The organism is Phocaeicola sp. HCN-40430, assembly GCF_037890285.1.
Taxonomy (GTDB): domain Bacteria; phylum Bacteroidota; class Bacteroidia; order Bacteroidales; family Bacteroidaceae; genus Phocaeicola; species Phocaeicola acetigenes.
Genome location: NZ_JBBKBS010000001.1, coordinates 22,604 through 43,893, shown reverse-complemented (window position 1 = coordinate 43,893; position 21,290 = coordinate 22,604). Strand labels below are relative to the sequence as shown.

General features: G+C 41.4%; 17 protein-coding genes, 1 other RNA gene and 1 pseudogene. 8 read left to right on the top strand and 11 right to left on the bottom strand.

Annotation, left to right across the window (positions count from 1 at the left end):
* Positions 1 to 8 precede the first annotated feature (8 nt).
* The 3 genes from lgt to WKU26_RS00165 form a co-directional block, all read right to left on the bottom strand.
* A complete protein-coding gene (gene lgt / locus WKU26_RS00175; RefSeq protein ID WP_340320431.1) occupies positions 9 to 833 on the bottom strand; it encodes a prolipoprotein diacylglyceryl transferase in 825 nt (274 codons plus the stop codon).
* Positions 834 to 1,032: 199 nt separating this feature from the next.
* Positions 1,033 to 1,626 (bottom strand): porin family protein, encoded by a 594-nt coding sequence (locus WKU26_RS00170; RefSeq protein ID WP_340320429.1) that lies wholly within the window; start codon positions 1,624 to 1,626, stop codon positions 1,033 to 1,035.
* Positions 1,627 to 1,949: 323 nt separating this feature from the next.
* On the bottom strand, positions 1,950 to 3,452 hold the full coding sequence (locus tag WKU26_RS00165) for a glycoside hydrolase family 10 protein (RefSeq protein ID WP_340320427.1): 1,503 nt from the start codon (positions 3,450 to 3,452) through the stop codon (positions 1,950 to 1,952).
* 238 nt (positions 3,453 to 3,690) lie between these two features.
* Here WKU26_RS00165 and WKU26_RS00160 point away from each other — a divergent pair, with 238 nt between their 5' ends.
* A complete protein-coding gene (locus WKU26_RS00160; RefSeq protein ID WP_178266773.1) occupies positions 3,691 to 4,662 on the top strand; it encodes a type I phosphomannose isomerase catalytic subunit in 972 nt (323 codons plus the stop codon).
* 88 nt (positions 4,663 to 4,750) lie between these two features.
* Complete coding sequence (locus WKU26_RS00155; RefSeq protein WP_340320424.1) at positions 4,751 to 6,940, top strand: GH92 family glycosyl hydrolase; 2,190 nt, start codon at positions 4,751 to 4,753, stop codon at positions 6,938 to 6,940.
* 86 nt (positions 6,941 to 7,026) lie between these two features.
* Here the strand turns inward: WKU26_RS00155 and WKU26_RS00150 are convergent, their stop codons facing one another.
* Positions 7,027 to 8,172 (bottom strand): lactonase family protein, encoded by a 1,146-nt coding sequence (locus tag WKU26_RS00150; protein ID WP_445323190.1) that lies wholly within the window; start codon positions 8,170 to 8,172, stop codon positions 7,027 to 7,029.
* A gap of 105 nt (positions 8,173 to 8,277) precedes the next feature.
* Here WKU26_RS00150 and ssrA point away from each other — a divergent pair.
* The 3 genes and pseudogenes from ssrA (at position 8,278) to WKU26_RS00135 (ending at position 10,300) form a co-directional block, all read left to right on the top strand.
* Positions 8,278 to 8,674: a transfer-messenger RNA gene (ssrA, locus tag WKU26_RS00145) on the top strand.
* Between the two features lie 308 nt (positions 8,675 to 8,982).
* Positions 8,983 to 9,150: pseudogene (locus WKU26_RS00140) on the top strand (helix-turn-helix domain-containing protein); the annotation flags it as partial.
* Positions 9,151 to 9,301: 151 nt separating this feature from the next.
* On the top strand, positions 9,302 to 10,300 hold the full coding sequence (locus WKU26_RS00135) for a cation diffusion facilitator family transporter (protein ID WP_340320422.1): 999 nt from the start codon (positions 9,302 to 9,304) through the stop codon (positions 10,298 to 10,300).
* Between the two features lie 138 nt (positions 10,301 to 10,438).
* On the opposite strand, the gene bioD is transcribed toward WKU26_RS00135, so the two are convergent.
* From bioD to WKU26_RS00100, 7 genes are read right to left on the bottom strand one after another with little or no spacing between them, the layout of a single operon-like run.
* Positions 10,439 to 11,080, bottom strand: coding sequence for a dethiobiotin synthase (gene bioD / locus WKU26_RS00130; RefSeq protein WP_340320420.1), 642 nt, complete (start codon positions 11,078 to 11,080; stop codon positions 10,439 to 10,441).
* Positions 11,081 to 11,085: 5 nt separating this feature from the next.
* Complete coding sequence (gene bioC, locus WKU26_RS00125) at positions 11,086 to 11,841, bottom strand: malonyl-ACP O-methyltransferase BioC (protein ID WP_340320418.1); 756 nt, start codon at positions 11,839 to 11,841, stop codon at positions 11,086 to 11,088.
* Positions 11,826 to 12,494 carry a DUF452 family protein gene (locus WKU26_RS00120; RefSeq protein WP_340320416.1) on the bottom strand — a complete coding sequence of 223 codons (669 nt, stop codon included), beginning with the start codon at positions 12,492 to 12,494 and terminating at the stop codon, positions 11,826 to 11,828. Before WKU26_RS00120 ends, bioC begins: the two co-directional genes overlap by 16 nt.
* Positions 12,491 to 13,660, bottom strand: coding sequence for an 8-amino-7-oxononanoate synthase (locus tag WKU26_RS00115; protein ID WP_340320555.1), 1,170 nt, complete (start codon positions 13,658 to 13,660; stop codon positions 12,491 to 12,493). Before WKU26_RS00115 ends, WKU26_RS00120 begins: the two co-directional genes overlap by 4 nt.
* 2 nt (positions 13,661 to 13,662) lie before the next feature.
* On the bottom strand, positions 13,663 to 14,949 hold the full coding sequence (bioA, locus tag WKU26_RS00110) for an adenosylmethionine--8-amino-7-oxononanoate transaminase (protein WP_340320414.1): 1,287 nt from the start codon (positions 14,947 to 14,949) through the stop codon (positions 13,663 to 13,665).
* Positions 14,939 to 15,898 (bottom strand): biotin synthase BioB, encoded by a 960-nt coding sequence (gene bioB, locus WKU26_RS00105; protein ID WP_340320554.1) that lies wholly within the window; start codon positions 15,896 to 15,898, stop codon positions 14,939 to 14,941. The genes bioA and bioB overlap by 11 nt, the downstream gene beginning before the upstream one ends.
* Complete coding sequence (locus tag WKU26_RS00100) at positions 15,864 to 16,334, bottom strand: hypothetical protein (RefSeq protein WP_340320412.1); 471 nt, start codon at positions 16,332 to 16,334, stop codon at positions 15,864 to 15,866. Before WKU26_RS00100 ends, bioB begins: the two co-directional genes overlap by 35 nt.
* A gap of 290 nt (positions 16,335 to 16,624) precedes the next feature.
* Between WKU26_RS00100 and WKU26_RS00095 the strand changes: the two genes are divergently transcribed.
* The 3 genes from WKU26_RS00095 (at position 16,625) to WKU26_RS00085 (ending at position 21,253) form a co-directional block, all read left to right on the top strand.
* On the top strand, positions 16,625 to 17,971 hold the full coding sequence (locus tag WKU26_RS00095; protein WP_340320410.1) for an ACT domain-containing protein: 1,347 nt from the start codon (positions 16,625 to 16,627) through the stop codon (positions 17,969 to 17,971).
* A 286-nt stretch (positions 17,972 to 18,257) separates the two neighbouring features.
* Positions 18,258 to 19,259: a malate dehydrogenase gene (locus WKU26_RS00090; RefSeq protein WP_340320408.1), complete on the top strand. Its 1,002-nt coding sequence runs from the start codon at positions 18,258 to 18,260 to the stop codon at positions 19,257 to 19,259.
* Positions 19,260 to 19,684: 425 nt separating this feature from the next.
* A complete protein-coding gene (locus WKU26_RS00085) occupies positions 19,685 to 21,253 on the top strand; it encodes a phosphatase PAP2 family protein (protein WP_340320406.1) in 1,569 nt (522 codons plus the stop codon).
* Positions 21,254 to 21,290 lie beyond the last annotated feature (37 nt).

Here is a 21,290-nt window from a genome sequence, read left to right as displayed (position 1 = left end):
TTATATCATCAAAAACTTTCTTTTCGGGTCTTACAGGTGGAAATAAGATATATACCCAGTAAAATAAGAGGAACACTGAGCCACTGACCGATATTAAGCGTCATATTTACCTCTTCTGCTACCTGAGGATTTTTCATAAATTCCAGTCCAAATCGTGCACCAAAGAAAATCAAGAGAGAAACTCCAGTTATCAGACCGATTCGCTTTTGAAGGTGAAATTTGTAATACATCAGCCACGAGGTCACTAACGCTATCAAGCAATAAAGCATCTCGTATATCTGAGTAGGATGACAGGCTTGTGCCACTCCATCCCGATTATACAATTCCTGCCATTCACGCGAACGGATAAACTCAAATCCCCAAGGCAAGGTTGTAGGATAGCCAAATATTTCAGAATTCATCAAGTTACCGAAACGAATGCACATACATACCACAGCTACAGCAGGAATCATACGGTCGAACAACCACCACACGCTTTTCTTTGTCACCTTCTTAGAATACCAAATCAACGCCAATATCAGTGCAAAGACTCCTCCATGGCTGGCCAGTCCACCTTTCCAAATCTTTAAAATTTCCATTGGATGTGCACCGTAATAATCCCATTCATAAAACAGGCAATGTCCCAAACGAGCACCAATAACACTACTTACAATGCAATATATAAAAAGTTTATCCGCCCAGTTATCCGGATACTTCTCTCTTTTAAACAGACGAGACATAAATTCATAGGCAAAGATAAAACCAAGTCCCCACATCAATCCATACCAACGGATTTCCAATGAGCCTATATGCACCAATACAGGATCAACATCCCAAACTATACTTCCTAACATGATTTTGATTTATTTTATAATGTATTTATTCGAGACACAAAGAAAAGAAAAAAAGCAGACTTAGCACGATTATTCACTTACAAAATACAGAAAATTTCGTTCTTAAAATTCTGTCTGCTGCATAACCGGGATATCAAGAAAAAACGGCTTCAAAGCAAATTACCCTGAAGCCGTCTGATTATTACAAGATTTCTTATTATCAGAATCTATAACCTACAGAAATAGAGAATGCGATGTTTTTGCTAGAAGCATCACCCCAAACATCTTCATAGTTCAAGGTATTCAAGAAACCATTCTGTCCTGTAAGATTTACCAAATAGCGGTCAGCGATTTCCAAACCGACACCATACTGAATACCCATATCAAATCTATTCATCAATGCTTTTTCAGCACCTTCTTCTTTAGAGAATAACTTGATAGATTCTCCTTCATCACTCATTTTACCAGCCAAACCACAAGCAAAATAAGGACCAGCATTTACAACTAACTTCATATTTTCGGCTACAGCAAACTTATATGCAGCCAAAACAGGAAGTTCTACATAATGCATATTGAATTTCACACCTTCAACCTTAGCTCCTTTACTTGCAAAATTCAAACCTGACTGCAAAGACCAGTTTTCAGAAAAAGCATAATCCATACCTACACCAACAGTATAACCAACTTTCAGTTTGGAATCTGTAGTTTCAGTCATGTTAGTCATAGACATACCGGCTTTTACATCCCACTTTACCTGAGAAAAACCAGCCAAAGCAAACATTCCCAATACAGCTGTCAATAAAAACTTTTTCATACTCTTTTTAATTTAGTTCAGATCCGCCCCTTAGATCTTAGTTCATTGTTTTATCTCAGAGTGCAAGGACTATCTTTTATTTCTTTAAGAAAAAGTCATAAAAGAAGCACCCTTCGTTTGTATTTTTTAGCAAAGTTATATATTTATTTCACATAAAAAATATTTCATATTTTAAAATTTACACTATAAAACAAAAAAACGCAACTATCCTATCTAAAATAGCCACTATGCAATCATTTTTTGTGACTACACACAAAAAAAATGGCAGTCTTAAGTCAAAAATCAACCTAAGACTGCCATTTCAAAAAAAGTAAGTAAGCTATTTATAGTTTTACGGTTTTCTTAACTGCTTTTGATTCATTGTGCAAACGATCCAATGCTGTCACTATATAACGATACTTTGTCTTCCCGTCTTCATAAGGAAGTTTATAAAAGGTATTACGAGTAATTGATACAATATGTGAAGGATCATCCAAGTTTACCTTTTCTTTCTTTTCGAAGCGATAAACCACATACTGCACAGCTTCATCCATTTCATGCTTTGCTTTCGGAGCAGTCCAGAACAAGATGTAACCGTCTTCTGTCCATACCGGTTTCAACTTCCTGACCTTTCCCGGAGCTTTATCATCTATAAATGGAGACAAAGGAATCAATGCCGGATACTTATGATATTCTTTTACCAACATATCACGATAGTTACCTACATTTTCTACTACAGCAGCAGCATACCACTGGCAACTTCCCTGCACAGTAGGCAAAGAACGCTGCAGGCGATACTTCGCAGGAATCTGACTCTGATTAGGATTCATAAGATCGGCTTTGGTCACAGTGCGGTTTACATCTTGACCAATAAACAAAGGACGGGCAGCCGAATGTCGCGCCCACCAGCGAATCAACGTATCATAATCTGCAGCCGGATGACCGATTTCCCAGTAGATTTGAGGTATGTTGTAGTCTACCCATCCATTGTTCACCCACAACAGAACATCTGCATACAAGTCATCGTAATTCTGCAACCCATTGGTTCTACTTCCATTCGGATCGTTCTTCTGGTTACGATAGATACCAAAAGGAGAAATACCAAATTTTACCCAAGGTTTAGCTTCACGTACAGTTTCGTGAATTTCTTTAATCAACACATTTACATTATCACGACGCCAATCGGCCTTATTAAGGAAACCACGTCCATAAGCAGCAAAACTGGCTCTATCCGGAAACTCCTCACCCGGATTAGGATAAGGATAAAAATAATCGTCCATATGAATGGCGTCGATGTCGTATCGTGTTACGATATCACGTACAATCTTACAAATGTATTTACGCGATTCCGGATACCCAGGATCGAAATATAGCTGTCCGCCATAGTTGACAAAAAGGTCAGGGTATTTATTGTATGGATGAAGAGGCGACAGCGCACCTGTTCCTTTTGTCTTTGCACGGTAAGGGTTAATCCATGCATGAAGTTCCATACCACGCTTGTGACATTCTTCTACCATAAACTGTAACGGATCCCACGCCGGAGAAGGAGCTTTCCCTTGTACTCCAGTCAAGAAACGGCTCCAAGGTTCATATGACGATTTGTACAATGCATCACATTCGGCACGCACCTGAAAAATAATAGCATTGATACCGGCTCCTTTCAGATTGTCGAGCTGGCTGATTAGTGTAGCTTTCATCTTCTCGGTTGGCATACCTTGAAACTGACCGTTCACACATTGAATCCATGCTCCGCGAAATTCTCGTTTAGGTGCCATAGTCTGGGCTGAAAGAGTTGCCATTCCACATAGCCAGGCTACAATAAGCACTAAAAATGTCTTTATTTTCATATTATTATAAATAGTATACAACAGCCCGCAAAGATAAAGAAAAAAAGTATATCAAGTGCAGCATAAATGACCAAATCGGAAAGAACATCCCAATACACTTCCAAAAACATCCGATACCTAAGAATCACTGCGAATTAAACAGTAATTTGTTATGACTATATGAGCAAAATAGCTACTTTTGTAACAGTATAAAAATGAGAATAGAATAACATAATAATAAACTAAAATAAATAGAACTATGTATCCATTAAAATTTCAGCCAATTTTAAAATCAACCATTTGGGGTGGTGAAAAAATTATTCCGTTCAAACATCTTGACTGCCAGCAGGCACAAGTAGGAGAAAGTTGGGAAATCTCGGATGTACCGGGCGATGAATCAGTAGTAGCCAATGGAGCTGATGCCGGTAAAAACCTGACACAGATGGTAAACGAATATAAAGGAGCATTGGTAGGTGAAGCAAACTATGCACGCTTCAACGGTAAATTCCCATTGCTTATCAAATTTATCGATGCACAGGATGACTTGTCTATCCAGGTTCATCCGGACGATGAACTGGCAATGAAACGCCACAACTCTATGGGTAAAACAGAAATGTGGTATGTAATCGACAATGCAAACGGCAAAGCTCATCTTCGCTCTGGTTTAAGCAAACAGATTACTCCAGACGAATATGCAGCAATGATTGCAGACAATACAATCTGTGATGCATTGGCAGACTATGCGGTAAAACCGGGTGACGTATTCTTCTTGCCAGCCGGACGTATCCACAGTATTGGTGCAGGATGTTTTATCGCAGAAATCCAACAGACTTCTAATATTACTTATCGTATCTACGACTTCAACCGTAAAGATAAAAACGGTAATACACGCGAATTGCATACAGAACTTTCAAAAGACGCTATCGACTATTCAGTAGAAAGTGACTATCGTACCAACTATACTCCGAAACAGAATGAACCGGTAGAATTGGTTACTTGTCCGTACTTCACTACTTCTGTATACGACCTGACAGAAAACATGAACATGGATTATAGCGAATTGGATTCTTTCGTTATCTACATCTGTATGGAAGGTGCTTGTACTGTAACAGACAACGAAGGCAATACTGTAGAAATGCAGGCTGGAGAATCTGTATTGTTCCCTGCTACTACAAAAGGACTGGAAGTTGCTCCTAAAGGACAGGTTAAATTCCTGGAAACTTACGTATAAGACTCATTTTTCCACTCATAATTAACAAGACGAAGGAATCTGTTTTTCTAAAACAGGTTTCTTCGCCTTGTCATAAAAATTGATATCCATGAAGAAATACACATCTTTGTTTTGTACGCTTGCCCTAGGAGCAACAATGTTCAGTTGCTCTTCCGAACAAACACCGCAAGCAATCGATTACACACAATACGTAAATACATTCATCGGAGCAGCCGATAACGGACACACTTTCCCGGGTGCTTGCCGTCCTTTCGGTATGATTCAGACCAGCCCGGTTACAGGAGCTATCGGATGGAGATATTGCTCTGAATATGTATATGAAGATTCACTGATATGGGGATTCACCCAGACTCACCTGAACGGAACCGGATGTATGGACTTGGGTGATATTCTGGTAATGCCGGTTACAGGCAACCGCCAGCGCAACTGGGACGGATACCGTAGTCCTTTCTCTAAAAAAAGCGAAAGTGCTACACCTGGATATTATACCGTAACCTTAGACCAGCCGGGAGTAACAGCCGAACTGACTGCTACCACTCACACTGCATTACACCGTTATACATATCATAAAGCAGATTCTGCCTCTGTACTTATCGACCTTCAGCACGGACCGGCATGGAACGAAAAACAATATCATTCGCAGGTAAGTATATGTGAAACCAATTGGGAAAACGACAGCACCCTGACCGGACACGTAATTAATAAGGTGTGGGTAGATCAGGTATACTACTTTGTAATGCAGTTCAACCGCCCGGTAATCAGCACTGTCAACCTGCCGATGGCTGAAACAGAAAAAGGACAGCGCATCGTAGCTACATTCGACATGAAACCGGAAGACCAGCTGATGATGAAAGTAGCATTGTCTACTACTGGTGTAGAAGGTGCAAAAGCCAACATGGCAGCAGAAGTAGCCGGATGGGACTTTGAGGGAGTTCGTCAAGCTGCAAAAGACGAATGGAACAGCTACCTGAGCCGTATCGAAGTAGAAGGTACACAGGATGAAAAAACCAACTTCTATACAAGCTTCTATCATGCATTGATCCAGCCGAATGAAATCTCGGATGTAGACGGTAAATACCGTAATGCACACGACGAAGTAGTATCGGCAACCGGAGGTAAATTCTATTCCACTTTCTCTGCATGGGATACTTACCGTGCTGCGCACCCGTTCTATACCTTGATGGTACCGGAACGTGTAGATGGTCTTGTAAATTCATTGGTAGACCAGGCTGAAACCATCGGTTATCTTCCTATTTGGGGATTATGGGGTGGCGAAACTTTCTGTATGATAGCCAACCACAGTGTATCTATCATCGCAGAAGCGTATGCCAAAGGATTCAGAGGCTTTGATGCGGAACGTGCTTTCAATGCCATCAAACGTACCCAGACTATATCTCACCCGCTGAAATCGAACTGGGAAACCTATACAAAATATGGTTACTTCCCTACCGACCTGACAGAAGCTGAATCTGTTTCATCGACTTTGGAAAGTGTATACGATGATTATGCAGCTGCCGATATGGCAAAACGTATGGGGAAAGAAGAAGATGCTGCTTACTTTGCTAAACGTGCAGACTACTACAAGAATCTGTTCGACCCTTCTACAAAATTCATGCGCCCGAAAAAAGCTGACGGTACATGGAAGAGCCCGTTCAACCCAAGTCAGGTAGGACACTCTGAAAGTGTAGGTGGAGACTATACCGAAGGAAATGCATGGCAATATACCTGGCATGTTCAGCACGATGTACCGGGTCTGATTGCATTGTTTGGAGGAGAAGAAGCGTTCCTCAACAAGCTTGACTCTGTATTTACAGTGAAACTGGAAACTACACAGGCCGATGTAACCGGACTGATTGGACAGTATGCACATGGTAATGAACCAAGCCATCACGTAACTTACCTGTATACTTTAGCAGGACGTCCGGAACGTACTCAGGAACTGGTTCGTCAGATTTTCGACACACAGTATCTTCCAAAACCAAACGGTTTGTGCGGAAATGACGACTGCGGACAGATGTCTGCATGGTATATGTTCTCGGCTATGGGATTCTATCCTGTAAACCCGGTAAGTGGTGAATACGTATTCGGTGCACCTCAGCTTCCGAAGTTCACACTGCATCTGGCCGACGGAAAGACATTTACCATCATAGCAGAAGGCTTGTCGAAAGAACATATGTATGTAGACAGTATCACATTGAACGGAAAACCTTATACCAAGAACTATATTACTCATGAAGATATCATGAAGGGTGGAACATTGGTATACAAGATGAAATAAGGCTTCCGCTCGTTGATTATACAAAACTAAATGCCCCGGCAAAGAAAGTTTTCTTTTGCCGGGGCATTTAGTTTCAGTAGTCTTTTCTAATAAGGAAGAAATTGTACACAAACAGGTTTGGGCATTTTAATACGCTTTCCAGTATCTTTCAATAGACCGCTTTCTTCCTCCCTTTCATATATCTGAATCTCGTTTGTATCCCGACAAGCCACCAACAGATACTTTCCATTAGGAGTTATATTGAAATTACGCGGATGGATTCCCGTTGGCTGATACCCTACCTTATCTAAGGTACCGTCTTCCGAACTGATTTCAAATATAGCAATACCATCCCCTTTCAAACGATTCGATGCATAAAGGAACTTTCCATCCGGAGAAAGATGAATATCAGCACTTCCCCGAGCATCCAATGTATCGGCTTTAATATGCTGAATGGTATCAAATCCGGCTTCATCGTACGACAAGCCTATAACTTCCCCCGACAATTCGGTGAGCAGATAAGCGTGTTTACCGTTTGGAGCAAAACAAAGATGACGAGGACCACAACCTGAGGGTAAACAGATATCAAAAGTATTCTCTTTTTCCAGTAATTCCGATTTTCCACCCTCTTTTACCGGAAAGACATGAATACGGTCTGTTCCTAAATCGTTAGCCAACAAGAAACGTCCGTCGGGAGTAAACTGTACACAATGTAAATGAGGCTGCGACTGACGCTCCTTATCCGGTCCGCTACCTGTAAAATTAATCGTATCGCCTGCTTTTAATCTTCCATTTTCCTCTAAGGGGAAAACAGATATATTACCTCCCATATAATTGGCAGTCAGTACAAAGTCTTCTTCCGGACTCAATGTCACATAACACGGAGCTCCTCCTTGTGTTAACTGAGTATTCATCAATACCAGTTTTCCTGTCTGCCTGTCAAAAGACACCGCATTTACAGTAGAAGAAGCCCCCTCGTCTTCACCCACCACATAAATCCGGTTTCCATCTGTAGATGCAACCAAGTAAGAAGGATTAGAGACTCCTTTCAACCCACTCACATATACAGCTTCTCCGGTTTCCTGATTGAACTGATACATCTGTACTCCCTCATCAGCTGCCGAAGCATAACTTCCCACACAGAGATAAAGCGTATCTCCTGTTTCTGCAAGCCCGACCGCTGCTTTCTGCTGACTTCCCATACACGCAGAAAGACAAACGATTCCTGCTGCCAACCACTTTATTTTTTTCATATACTTAAACTTTGTTCTTTTTCAAAATTATACAATTTTCCAAGAAGCATTGGATAAATCCATTCTTTTTTCATATCTTTGCAAGAAAGAAATACTTCATCATTCGGGGTTGACTGGTTTTGACAGCGAGAGATGTGGTATGTAAGCATGCAGTGCGTCAGTGATTTGCACTATAATCTCAGTTACTGAACTATTATCTGGCAACGAAAACTATGCTCTCGCTGCTTAATCGAAGTACAGTAGATTAACTTTATTTCTGCCACAGTGGTAGAAACGAGACATTGCTCAAAAGCTCTTGTTCCGAAGCGTTTGGTAAAGCGATGCAGTAAAATCGGGAATAGTTTTGTTCTTGTCTTGCGGACAAAATGAAATTTTAAAGACTAAGGTATAAGTGGGTGGCTCTGGTCTTGCTTATGCACGAAAACCGAAGGCAGAGATAAGCATGTAGAAAGCATATGGCTTCCTTGTTTGGACGAGGGTTCGACTCCCTCCAGCTCCACGAATGGAAAATGAGACTGTTTCAAGATAAGCTTGAGATGGTCTTTTTCTTTTTTTTATTTCAGACCGGATTAGCGGTTTTATATACACTTCTAAAACATACATATTATCTGTAATATGAATTTATGATTCCTTTTACGGATTTAAACCGACGACGTCGGATGCACAATCGGCGACGTTGAATATACAGCCGACAACGACAACTCTACAGCCAACGACGACAACTAAAGCATCCGACACTCATCATCGTCTTTTCATACTGTATCCATTAGGAAATAATCACTTTTCCTATCCGAATCCGAGCTAAAACATAACCATAAAAAAATCCGACAGGCCTGCTTTATTCTCGATTCCACTGATATGAAAATCAATCAGGTGTGCTACAAAATAGGAATTGAAGACAGTTATTATTTTTCAAGGCTGTTTCATAAAATAATGGGTATATCACCTAAAGAATACCGGAAAAAACAGAAGGGATAGTGTATATATTCAAAAGGGTATAGAATGGGCTTGGAAATACCTTTATCAGAAAACTTCATTTCTACTGGTTACTATGCTCACCTTTTACGTATTTTTGTCCCTCAAATATTGAATTCATCTGTATCCAACAACTATTAAAATATATACTAAGATGGAAATTCATGCAGACCAAATAAAGCTCAATGTACAGAAAAGAATTGTATTGGTCTCTTTTGTCATTCTGATAGCCAAGTTTATAGCTTATTATGTAACCCATTCGGTTGGTGTACTGACCGATGCACTGGAAAGTATTGTCAATGTAGTGGCAGGAGCTGTAAGTCTATACAGTCTGCATTTGGCCATGCAACCACAAGACCGTAACCATCCTTTCGGACACGGAAAGATTGAATTAATCTCAGCCTCATCAGAAGGTATCCTGATTATTATTGCCGGCATTATGATTATCTACGAAGCTGTAAAACGCTTGTTTTTTCCTGTAGAAATTCAAAAGCTGGATATTGGTATTTATATCATAGCCTTTTCTGGTATAATAAATTATCTGTTAGGAACCTATAGTATCCGTACCGGCAAGAAGCATAACTCTGTAGCTTTAGTAGCAGGAGGTAAACACTTGCATTCTGATACATATTCTACCATCGGACTCGTAATTGGTCTGTTGGCCTTATTCTTCACCAAAATATCATGGATAGACAGTGCATTGGCCTTACTATTTGGAGGCATTATCATCTTTACCGGTATTTCTATTCTACGACAGACCATTACAGGACTTGTAGACCATGCTGATGAGCAATTACTTGGTGAAATGGTTACTGTTTTAAATGAAAACCGCCAACCTGAATGGATTGATATCCACAATACCAAGATTATCAAATCGGGAAATTACCTTTATATCGATTGCGACCTTACTGTTCCCTGGTATTATACAGTAGAAGCAGGACATAATTTAGGAAGTCAGTTGAAAAATGTATTAAATCAAAAATATGGGAATAGAATCCAGCTCACTATCCACATAGATCCCTGCAACATCACCTCAACCAATAAGTGTAAGAAATGTATGCTGACAACATGCCCACATAGAAAAAGCAACTTTACGACACGAGAAAACATGGACATTCTGTCGTTTACAGACAGTGAACTGGAGAAGTCTTGATCGCTACTTTCAGATATAGCAATAAAATTATCGTAGCCCCGCAATACTAATACTGCAAATCTACGATAATTTTATTGCAAATTCAATGCCATTACTTCCAGACAAATAAATTGCCTCTTTGAGTAAAATTCATTGGCTTTACAAACAAGGAACCGAAACAAATTCAGCGTCAGGATATTCCTTTACCAATAATGTACGAATATAGTCTTCAGTATCACGGCGAATCAGTTCATCATCCGATACCGGATACAGGTTATACATCAGTGTATGCAAGCGAATGCCTCTTTTACGGATTGCCTCCAGACTCAACAGAGTATGATTAATACTGCCCAAACGGCCGGATGTAACAAATATCAACGGATATTTTTTTTGAGCAATATAATCGATAGTCAGCAAATCACGTGTCAACGGTACCATCAATCCTCCTGCACCCTCTAATAAAACTGCATCATACTTTTCACTTAATGCCTCAGTAGCACGTTCTATTTTATTGAAATCAATCGCACGCTGGTCTATCTCAGCAGCAAGATGAGGAGAGCAAGGGTAAGTAAAAATCTCAGGCATGGTCAGCCCCTCCTTATCTTCCGGAAGCAGACCTGTCCCCATCAACTTACGGTGTAACTCTATATCTTCCGACAGTTCTGTATTTCCAGTCTGAATAAACTTCTGTGTAATGGTACGTATTCCGCTCTTGTTCCATTCACGAGCCAGATAACCGGTAGCATAACTTTTTCCGATATTTGTATCAATACCACTGACAAAATACACATTCTCTTTCATATCTTTTACTTTTTAAGTTGACATATTACATATATAGGATGATAGGTAAGCGGTACCATACCACCTTCCGATGCATAACGACTTGAATAATGCATGCAAAAAGCATCCAGCTTACCCCGTGTCCATACCCCAGAGCGGATACCGGTAACACCTGTTTTTTTAAGATGCTTCAGTACAGCCATCGGCGATTCGAAAGAAAGCCGGAATACTTCTTCATGACTATACATCAGATGAAAATGAGGTTCCAGCTCACGCTTCAGTTCTTCCAAAGAAAGATAGTTCAATGACACCGAAGATAGTGAAGCTATTTCCTGCATATTCATTTTTCCAAAAGTACTGAAAGCCAAAAATCCTTCAGGTTTTAGAAAGCGGGCGCATCTGGTAAGAAAAGCAACAGGATGCTCAAACCATTGTATTGCCGAACAAGATACAATCATGCCCAGGTTCAAGGGAAAACAAAGTTTCTCGGCATCTCCCATCAGAAAGTCAACTTTTCCTTCCGGCAAATCGGAAAAACAGGTCTGTACCTCCGGACAAATATCATTCAGAAACAACTGTTCAGGTGAATGTTGCTGTAAATACATACGGGTAAACATACCAGTACCACACCCTACCTCAAGAATCTTATGCTGATCCGCCTTCGGCACATAAACACTTATACGTTCTACCATGCGCTCGGCAATAGTACGCTGCACCGAAGCTGTCTGCAAATAACTACCGGTAGCACGTGCAAAACGTTTTCTGATTAAAGTTTTATCCATCCTTCTTCCTTTCCCGACAATAATCTGTCGAACAGACACTCATCATAATGAGCGACATCTACCTTTTTCATTTCTACTCCCTCCCAGGCTTTTTGCTGATTGTTTACGGGAAAAATCAAATCCTGCAAACCAACAATGGCTTTATCCCAATGAAACGTCGGAGTATTTTTTGCCTGTACTTCCTGTTTCAACGCAGCAAGTTCTTCTCTCAGTTCTTCCAACGGACGATACGGCTCATGTGCAAGAAAAGCTTTGACTCCTTCCTGAGTACCACACATGCGGCGGCGAAAGCGTACTAAAGTCTTTTCCGAGAAACCTTGTAACGTACCTTCGAATATGGCATGCGGAATGCCTCTTTCGTCATCTATCGGATAAACGGTACCATTCACAGCCAGACTTCTTACTATCGGCCAAGAACCATTAGACAATATATGTCCGGCAACCCAGACTCCCATCGACCATGCCATCACATAAATCTCCTGATACCCCTCAAGGTATGCTTCATCAAAATCTAAAGTACGATAATCGAAGCACAACAAATAATCATAACCTTGTGGTACAGGACGATGGAACAAATATTCGTCTGCTCCCCACCCGGCAAAGAACAAAAGCAAGCGAGGATTTCTTTCCCGTTTTAAAAAGAGCTGTTTCATACAGTACGAGGTGTTATGTTCTGAACAAGCGAGTTAATATCTTCTTCGGTTATGGCTACCGTAAGCGAAAAGCGCAAACGTGAAGTTCCTTCCGGGACGGTAGGCGGACGAACAGGCAATACATAGAAACCTTTTCGCTGCAACTCCGTTGCATACCATACAGCCCGCTCACTACTGCCAACTGTCAGCGGTACAATATGACTGCCAGAAGCACATTCATATCCATTGCTCTGTACCGCTTCGCGCAGACGGGATGAAATCATATCCAAATGCTTTCTTCGCTCTGTCCATTCTCCCAAACGAGAAAAAATAAAACAAGTCCATGCCATATTGAGTGGAGGAAGAGCTGTAGTAAAAATCAAGGTTCTCATCTTATTTACCAAATAATCCCGTATTACTTTCCTGCAAACCACATAAGCTCCGGCTGAAGCCAATGCCTTTCCAAAAGTTCCACAAAGAAAATCAATGTCGTGTAAACATCCTTGTTCCTCTGCTACTCCCAAGCCATGTTGTCCACGTACTCCGATACCATGTGCTTCGTCGACATACAGCATCAGATTGGAATATGTCTTCTTGAGTGAAACCAGACGAGCAAGCGGAACCACATCTCCGTCCATACTGAACACACTTTCCGTTACTAGAATAATGCGGGAGTATTCAGTATGATGCTTCTCCAAGAGCTGTTCTACCTGTGTATAGTCCTGATGCCGGTAACGGATACATCGGGCAGCCGACAGACGGATACCGTCTATCAGACTGGCATGTACCAGTTTATCGGCCAATATCAACGTGTTGCCATCGGCAACAGCCGGTAATATTCCCATGTTCATGTGATAGCCGCTACCAAAGACCAATGCACTTTCGGCTCCAAATGTATCGGCAAGCAACTGTTCCAGTTCCGTATAAACTGGGAAATTACCTGTCAGCAAACGAGAGGAGGAAGAAGAAAATAAAAAATCCTCTTCCTTTATCCCACTCACAAACTCTTGTTTCAAAGATACATCGGAGGCCAATCCTAAATAGTCGTTTGAAGAAAGATTCAACATTCTTGCTCCTTCTTTCTCTATCCATTTTCCGTTTTGCCTTACCTCCGGCAATACCCGCAAATTATTTATTCCAGCCAGTCTGTCCAGTTCTGTCAGAAAGGCCTCATCCATCTGTTCCATACTCATAATGTTTGTTTTACAACCTTTATCAATCCCGAAGTCAGTTTGCTCAGTTCTTGCGGAGTAATGATAAAAGGCGGCATGATGTAAACCAATTTGCCAAACGGCCGTACCCAAATACCTTCTTCTATAAACAAGCGCTGCATCTGTGCCATGTCTACCGGTTTCTTCATTTCAATGACTCCAATCCCCCCCAAGACACGTACATCTTCTACCTGAGGCAATAAAGAAGCCGGAGCCAGTTCCTCGCGTAACTGTTTTTCGATGCAGGCCACTTTTTCTTTCCAGCCGGACGACAAAAGAAGTTGTACCGAAGCCTTAGCCACAGCACAAGCCAGCGGATTTCCCATAAACGTAGGACCGTGCATAAAGACATTGGGATGATGGGAAGAAATACAATCAGCGACACGGTCGGTAGTCAGAACAGCAGAAAAAGTCATATACCCTCCGGTCAATGCCTTTCCAATGCACATGATATCCGGTTCTACTCCTGCATGTTCCCAGGCAAACAGTTTACCGGTACGTCCAAAGCCGGTAGCTATTTCATCAAAAATCAGCAGCAAGCCATACTCACGACACAATTTGGCAGCCTCACACAAATAGTTGGGATGATAGAACCACATTCCTCCGGCCCCCTGCACAATAGGCTCCAAAATAAGTCCTGCCAGTTCCTGATGATGCAGTTCGATGGCCTCACGCAACGGCAGGATATCCGCTTCATCCCATTCTCCCCCAAAACGACTTTTAGGTGAAGGCGCAAAAAAACGTACGGGTAAAGCCGAACCAAACAGACTGTGCATACCTGTTACCGGGTCGCACACCGACATGGCATTCCAAGTATCACCATGATATCCCGAACGGATGGTTATAAAATTACTCTTCTCCGGTTTGCCGGCTGCAAACTGATACTGTACTGCCATCTTCAAAGCCACTTCTACAGCCACGGAACCACTGTCTGCATAGAATATTTTCTGCATAGAAGGAGGTACCACTTCCAGCAACAGTTTCCCCAACTCGATGGCAGGAGTATGAGTCAGTCCTCCAAACATCACGTGCGACATCCGGCTCAACTGCTCTTCTATAGCTTTATTCAGAACCGGATGATTATATCCATGTACAGCACACCACCACGACGACATACCATCAATAAGCCGTGTACCGTCTGATAATGTCAGTATACATCCGTCTGCTCTCTCCACTTTATAAGTAGGCAACGGATTCAATGTCGATGTATAAGGATGCCACAAATGTTCTCTGTCGAAGCTATCCACAAGCTGTTCATAATTCATACCCTACCTCCTTGATTCGTTTTATATCTTCTTTTACTTTCGATCCTAATGTAGTAAGCAAGTCTCCTACTATGGCCGAATTCACTCCCACATACAATGCCTTACGGACAGCCTCCTCACTCAGAAGCGAGCGTCCTCCGGCAAAACGCAGATAAGCCGTCGGGTTCACAAAGCGGAACATAGCTATAGTCCGAAGAACCTCTTCATCAGACAATCGGGGAGTCTTCTCCAATGGAGTACCCGGAATAGGTTGCAACAAGTTCAATGGAATAGACTGTACATCCAGTTCCTTTAAAGTGAAAGCCAGTTCTACCCGCTGTTCCATACTCTCTCCCATACCTATAATACCACCACTACATACATCCATACCGGCACGGCGTGCTGCACGTAATGTCTCTATTTTCTGCTCCTGTGTATGAGTTGTACAAAGATTCGGGAAATAGGAAGGAGCTGTTTCCAGATTACAATGATAACGCTCTACTCCTGCCTGACGCAAACGCAGCAACTGCTCTTCGGTAGCCAGTCCAAGTGAAGCACAAAGACAGATGGAAGTATGAGCATGCAAGTAAGCAAATCGCTCGCATAAAATATCCAGTTCTTTGGAAGTAGGTCTTTTTCCACTTGTAACCAAAGAGAAGCGATGTACCCCCAATTCCTCATTCGCCTGAGCATGACGTAAACATTCCTCTGCAGAAGCTAATCCATATTCTTCCACTCCTGTGGTATAATGAGCCGACTGTGCACACCATTTACAGTTTTCCGGACAACGTCCCGATTTGGCATTAATAATGGAGCACATATCAAACTTATGTGAAGCGAACTGTCTGGTCAGACGATGCGCAGCTTCACAAAGCGCTTCAAAAGGAGCCTCTTCTGCCAACCATAACGCTTCTGCCCGTGTCAGGCAACCTCCTTCACCAACTTTTTTTTCCAGTTCTTCTATCATAATCATATATATATAAAAAGAACGGAGTGACGAAGCAACTCTCCTTTGTACCTGTACAGATACTACACAGTTGCTTCGTCACTCCGTTTCCGTGAATGACAAATATCAGAAATGTCCAACCGGCATATACGCTACCCCGTACACAACCTCCGCCTGCAAACAGCAGAAAAAGAAAACCAAGTTCGGTTTTCCATTGTGGAAATCCATCATCTGTTTCCCGAGTTTCTCCGTCTTCTGCTGCCATACGTTGTGCTCCTCTGCAGTTGTCTCTCAGCGAGAAAACCGCTTTAGATTTATCCAAAGCAGAGTCGGCAATGCCTTTACCTACATTACCAATAGTAACATGGCAATGCAAACTTCCGAACACAGCGTAACTCTTCCGACTCCAGAAACGGAAGCGGACACTCTTTCGGTCGTTATGTAAAGTGCTTGTATGCATATTGAAACAATTCTATCGGCTGCAAATATAACAAAAGCCTTTTAACCGCAAAAATTACACTCAGAAAAAGAAAAATACACTGCAATGACCACAAAAAAGGCTATTCGGCACAAATATTGATACAAATGCAACATTAAAGAAAATAACTCCTTTCAAATCAAAATTAAATTATTTTCTTTGTAGAGAATTTTGAGAGTATATGTTTAGGAATATTTATTGTAAAAGCATATCTACCCGACTATTCAAGAAGAAAGAGAAACAGAAACAGCATTAATAGATAAAGTAAAACAATGAAAGTTTGCAGTATAGAAACAACTAACAGTTCCGAAAAAATCCTATCACACCTCGAAAAACTTCGTTCGGAAGAACCATTTATCATCATCCTTACTCCTTTCGACTGGATGAAAGAGAGTCTGGAAGAAATATCCAGATTTCTGATTCAAAACCAGCAGACCGAAGCTTTGCATGCCATAGATACATTGAAAGAAGAGTGTATCAGCATGCTTGTGGTTCCAGATACAGATGAGGCGAATACATGTGCTACAAAAGCAGACATTACAGCACAGATAGACCATTTCGTACATCTGGCAAAGTCCCATTCAGAAGCATCTTACCAACAGGAAACAGATATAAGAACAACAGGAGGATACCTTTCGGCCATTCTTTGTACTGCATATTTGAAGTACAAAGGAATGAACGCATCCTTACTCGATGCTTCCGAATTTATCCAACTGAATGAAGAACAGGTTCCTGATATTGATTTCGCTAATATACAGACAGAACCGGGCAAGATATATGTTATGCCGACTAATATATACCGAAACGAATCTGGAGAGCCAACCTATCTGATTGATATGTATACCGATTTATATGCGCTTTATGTAGCAATTGCTCTCCAGGCAAAAGAGCTAACTTTAATTATGCCTACTCAAGGACTTCATAGCTTGCATCATAAAGAGGAGAACAAACTTTGTCTGACTTGTGAAGAAGCTGCACACATGCTCGTGACCGATGACAGTCATATCTCGCACTCCACTCTCTTTCTGGCTCGTGAAAAACAAATCAGTATTCGCCTGATAAGCGATAATCAGGCGAACCTCCCTGCGATCTACATTGATGAAGAAAAGAAAAAGCATGATATAAAAGCCATAACTGTACGAAAGGATATCAACTATTTACGTATGTCACCTTTAGGTAAAATTCCTTCATCGCAGGTATCTACACAAGCATTAGGTATCCTTGTAACCAATTTGGTACCCATTTATCTGTTTACATCTTCCAGTACAAACATATCGGTAGCCATAAGAGTTTATGACATTTTCTGGAATAAAATACTGAATAAACTCTCTCGATTTGCTAAAGTCACAGTAGAAAAGAATGTTACTGCCATATCTATATTAGGAGAGTTCGACTGGAATATCAGTAAAGTAGAAGCTCGCATAATCGATTTATTAAAAGACATTCCTATCTTAATGATTTCGTATGGCAGCGACAACCAAAGTATATCGGTAGTAGTACGCGAAAAAGATACTCAGGAAGTGCTTCGTATTTTATCCAAGTATCTGTCGGGAGTTGAACCTAGTCCTCAAAGTCTGACTTTCGCTCCTTACGAAGATCATTCTACCTGGTTTGTATAAATCAAAACAATATTTTCGGACAAAACGGTCAGATTTGTGTACAAGCCTCAAATTTGACCGTTTTCATTTTCCATCGGAATCGGAAACTACATAATCTGCACAAACCCCCTCAGCCTGCAAATTGTGCGAATACCGTTTTCCCTCTTAGCCTTCTTCTTTTTTCATTGGTTCCTTCTAATTAATTCTTCATTTTTAACGCTTCATCTTCTATCTTTTTCTTATCTTTGTAGCGAAAGAAAATAATGTAGACAAACATCATTATCACATAACTTAAATAATAAGAATTATGGAATTTGTAACAAACGAAAAACTTACCATTGTAGGTGCTGCCGGTATGATCGGTTCTAACATGGCTCAGACTGCTATCATGATGGGCTTGACTAATAACATCTGTTTGTACGACCCGTATGCTCCGGGATTGGAAGGTGTTGCTGAAGAATTGTTCCACTGCGGTTTCGAAGGTGTAAACATCACTTTCACTTCAGACATCAAAGAAGCGCTGACTGGTGCTAAATATATCGTAAACTCAGGTGGTGCAGCACGTAAAGCTGGTATGACTCGTGAAGACCTGTTGAAAGGTAACGCTGCTATCGCTGAAGAATTCGGTAAAAACGTAAAAGCATACTGTCCGGATGTAAAACACATCGTTGTTATCTTCAACCCGGCAGATATCACTGGTTTGATTACTTTGTTGTACTCTGGTTTGAAACCAGGTCAGGTTACAACATTGGCTGCTCTTGACTCTACTCGTCTGCGTAGCGAATTGGCTAAACATTTCGGTATTTCTATGGACGCTGTTGAAAACTGCCGTACTTATGGTGGTCATGGCGAACAGATGGCTGTATTTGCTTCTACTGCAAAAGTAAACGGTAAAGCTTTGACAGACATCATCGGTACTGATGCTTTGACTAAAGAACAGTGGGCTGAAATCCAGCAGAAAGTAACTAAAGGTGGTGCAAACATCATCAACTTGCGTGGCCGTTCTTCATTCCAGAGCCCATCATACGTTTCTATCGAAATGATTGGTGCTGCTATGGGTGGAAAAGCATTCCGTTGGCCTGCTGGTACTTACGTTTCTAACGCTAAGTACGATCACATCATGATGGCTTGGGAAACTTCTATCGATACTGAAGGTTGCCACTGCGCTGAATTGAACGGTACTGCAGAAGAACAGGCTGCTTTGGATAAGAGCTACGAACACTTGTGTGCTTTGCGTGACGAAGTTATCGCAATGGGCGTTCTTCCTCCAGTATCAGAATGGAACAAACTGAACCCGAACATTAAATAATATATAGTTTGAATTCAGTGAAAGAGGCTATCTCAAAATAAATTGGGATGGCCTCTTTTTTTTTTAATTTTAAATGATTAGGGATTTCTCTATTATAAGAACTTCCTAATTCCATTTATCTACATAAAAAGCACTCATTATCATAAATATAAACTCACGATTCCAACTGCCGGTTCAAACCGACGACGTCGGATACACATTCAGCCACGTTGGCTGTACAGCCAACAACGGCAATTCTACATTCAACGACGACGATTAAACGTTCCGACATTCATCATTGCCCCTTTATTCCTGTTACATCATCTATCGGTTGATAAGACCGGCCTTTTTCCTCCCTTTGTCTCCACTTTTTAACTTTATAAAAATGAACCATTTACTCTTTATTTTGTTCCTTCTAGATGTAATAGCTATAAAAAACACATTTTATGAAATCAAGAAAGTATTTTCTCCTTTTCATTTTATCGACCAGCAACAGCCTTGTATGTGCCAATGAAATTCAGCTAAATATAAATAATGATACCACAGGGCATGCAAAAACATTCACCAAGCAGCCTCATTTTACTACATACGACTATTTCAAAAGAGAGTTCTCATACATGGGAATTCCCTTTATTGTATCCGGTCTTGTAGTCAAAAAACAGAACAGCGACTTCCGTACTTTAAGAAACCGGTTCAATCCAACCTTTCATCAACGTTACGACGACTATACCCAGTACGTACCCCTTGCTGCTACATGGGGAATGAAACTGGCCGGTGTAGAAAGCCGAAGTTCGTGGAAAGAACTGGCAGTAAGCAATGTCTTTTCGGCAGCACTAATGGCTGGATTCGTCAACACCTTGAAATATACGACCAAAGAAACCCGTCCGGATAATTCTTCCGACAACTCCTTTCCATCGGGACATACAGCTACTGCCTTTATGTGTGCGACCATTCTGCATAAAGAATACGGAATGAAAAGTCCCTGGTATAGCATAGGCGGATATACCCTGGCAGGACTTACCGGAGTGACACGTCAGTTGAACAACCGGCATTGGATTGGAGATGTGCTTGTGGGGGCCGGGATAGGCATGATATCAACAGATTTGGGATACTTCTTTTCGGATTTGATTTTTAAACGTAATCAGACAGATACATGGAATGTAAATCCTACCTATAATCGTTATGACAATCCTTCATTCTTAAGTTTTAACATGGGGATTGCTTCCGGACCTTCGATGCTGAAAACAGCCGAGATATACGACTCGGAAGGAGGAAATCCATTAGGCATGAAGCTTAAAGTCAGCACCGCTACCGTAGTAAGTGTAGAAGGAGCCTATTTTCTCAATCCATACATCGGAATGGGAGGACGGCTGAAGGTGGCTACACTTCCTGTAACAGCCGATATACCTACAGAAAATCTGAAGAACTTCGATTTGGACAGCGATTTACAAACTGGAGCACCGGTCAATATGTTTCTGCTTGAAGGACTGGAATCGGACCATTTGGGAATGCTGGACATCGATTTGGGAGTGTATTTCTCTTATCCGTTGAGCCGACACTTTCAGATAGGAAGCAAGCTGCTGATGGGATGCAGAAGAACGGCCAATTTCAGTCTGAACTCACTCAGCCGAATCAATCCCCAGATTTTTGACCGACAGATTGTGAGTGAAGAAGCATATAAGAAATTCTATAAGGAAGATGTTGACTTCTATTTGCAACAAGAGCAAGTTAGTCAAGCCGAATTGCTGAACAGTACTTTTGCAGACGAAGAGTTTCTAAGGATACAAAGAAGTTCGACCTATAAAATAGGGACTGGATTTTCATTTACCTACCGGTATAAAGAAGATGCAGCCCTCCGGCTATATTGTGACTACGACTTTGCTGCTCCCCGCCTCACCTACGACCTGAATAACTCATGGGTAAACGAGGATGGAACGCGTCAGACACATTCGTACAGCAGAAAAACCCCGATGCACAACTTTACATTCGGAGCCTCTATTGCCTTTGTATTTTAACATACAGTCTGCCCGAAAGAGAGGCGAACAAAAAGGA

What these genes read in the sequence shown, in the direction of transcription:
- WKU26_RS00120 (WP_340320416.1), bottom strand. Translation starts at nt 12,494, where the DNA reads ATGAAACAGCTCTTTTTAAAACGGGAAAGAAATCCTCGCTTGCTTTTG.
- WKU26_RS00115 (WP_340320555.1), bottom strand. Translation starts at nt 13,660, where the DNA reads ATGGAACAGATGGATGAGGCCTTTCTGACAGAACTGGACAGACTGGCT.
- WKU26_RS00150 (WP_445323190.1), bottom strand. Translation starts at nt 8,172, where the DNA reads ATGAAAAAAATAAAGTGGTTGGCAGCAGGAATCGTTTGTCTTTCTGCG.
- WKU26_RS00165 (WP_340320427.1), bottom strand. Translation starts at nt 3,452, where the DNA reads ATGAAAATAAAGACATTTTTAGTGCTTATTGTAGCCTGGCTATGTGGA.
- WKU26_RS00135 (WP_340320422.1), top strand. Translation starts at nt 9,302, where the DNA reads ATGGAAATTCATGCAGACCAAATAAAGCTCAATGTACAGAAAAGAATT.
- WKU26_RS00085 (WP_340320406.1), top strand. Translation starts at nt 19,685, where the DNA reads ATGAAATCAAGAAAGTATTTTCTCCTTTTCATTTTATCGACCAGCAAC.
- WKU26_RS00170 (WP_340320429.1), bottom strand. Translation starts at nt 1,626, where the DNA reads ATGAAAAAGTTTTTATTGACAGCTGTATTGGGAATGTTTGCTTTGGCT.
- WKU26_RS00100 (WP_340320412.1), bottom strand. Translation starts at nt 16,334, where the DNA reads ATGCATACAAGCACTTTACATAACGACCGAAAGAGTGTCCGCTTCCGT.
- bioA (WP_340320414.1), bottom strand. Translation starts at nt 14,949, where the DNA reads ATGAATTATGAACAGCTTGTGGATAGCTTCGACAGAGAACATTTGTGG.
- WKU26_RS00155 (WP_340320424.1), top strand. Translation starts at nt 4,751, where the DNA reads ATGAAGAAATACACATCTTTGTTTTGTACGCTTGCCCTAGGAGCAACA.
- bioC (WP_340320418.1), bottom strand. Translation starts at nt 11,841, where the DNA reads ATGGATAAAACTTTAATCAGAAAACGTTTTGCACGTGCTACCGGTAGT.
- bioD (WP_340320420.1), bottom strand. Translation starts at nt 11,080, where the DNA reads ATGAAAGAGAATGTGTATTTTGTCAGTGGTATTGATACAAATATCGGA.
- WKU26_RS00160 (WP_178266773.1), top strand. Translation starts at nt 3,691, where the DNA reads ATGTATCCATTAAAATTTCAGCCAATTTTAAAATCAACCATTTGGGGT.
- WKU26_RS00095 (WP_340320410.1), top strand. Translation starts at nt 16,625, where the DNA reads ATGAAAGTTTGCAGTATAGAAACAACTAACAGTTCCGAAAAAATCCTA.
- WKU26_RS00090 (WP_340320408.1), top strand. Translation starts at nt 18,258, where the DNA reads ATGGAATTTGTAACAAACGAAAAACTTACCATTGTAGGTGCTGCCGGT.
- lgt (WP_340320431.1), bottom strand. Translation starts at nt 833, where the DNA reads ATGTTAGGAAGTATAGTTTGGGATGTTGATCCTGTATTGGTGCATATA.